This is a genomic window from Dryocola boscaweniae (assembly GCF_025215095.1).
Taxonomy (GTDB): Bacteria; Pseudomonadota; Gammaproteobacteria; order Enterobacterales; family Enterobacteriaceae; genus Dryocola; species Dryocola boscaweniae.
Genome location: NZ_JALHAP010000043.1, coordinates 1 through 486 on the forward strand (window position 1 = coordinate 1; position 486 = coordinate 486).

1 protein-coding gene is annotated in these 486 nt (G+C 53.7%); it reads right to left on the reverse strand.

Annotation, left to right across the window (positions count from 1 at the left end):
* Positions 1–486 (reverse strand): ShlB/FhaC/HecB family hemolysin secretion/activation protein (locus MUA00_RS00235; RefSeq protein WP_271130453.1); only part of this gene is annotated, 486 nt, incomplete at both ends.

Here is a 486-nt window from a genome sequence, read left to right on the forward strand (position 1 = left end):
TCAGGCGCTCGCTGCCGTAAAGCCGGTCCGGCGACCACTGGCCGTAGAAGCTGGTCAGCCACCACAGGTCATTGGTTACGGGACGCTGATAGCTGCCGTTAACGCTCCATTTTTTGAACCCGGCTTTTGGCATGTCGCCTTTTTTACCTTTGTCGTCTTCCGCGCCCAGCCAGGGTACGCCGTGGCTGAAAGTCGGGTTTAACGTCGCAACACCACCAAAAATCTTTTGCGTGTGGTTAAGGCCAGAGACCAGGCTGGTAAGCCTGCGGCTGCTGCTGTCGAGTTTCGCGTCGTTAAGGTAGTTGTTGCTGATTTGATGTGTCAGCCCAATGGATGCGCCTGTTTTTATATCGCCATTGCGGAACAGCACGTGCGAAGCGGTAAAACGATGTGTCTGGCTGTCACCGGTTGAAGCCCAGTTAAAACCGTTGTTATTGATGGTGCTGAGGTAGTTACTCCAGCTATAGCTGTAATCCAGCAGGCTGT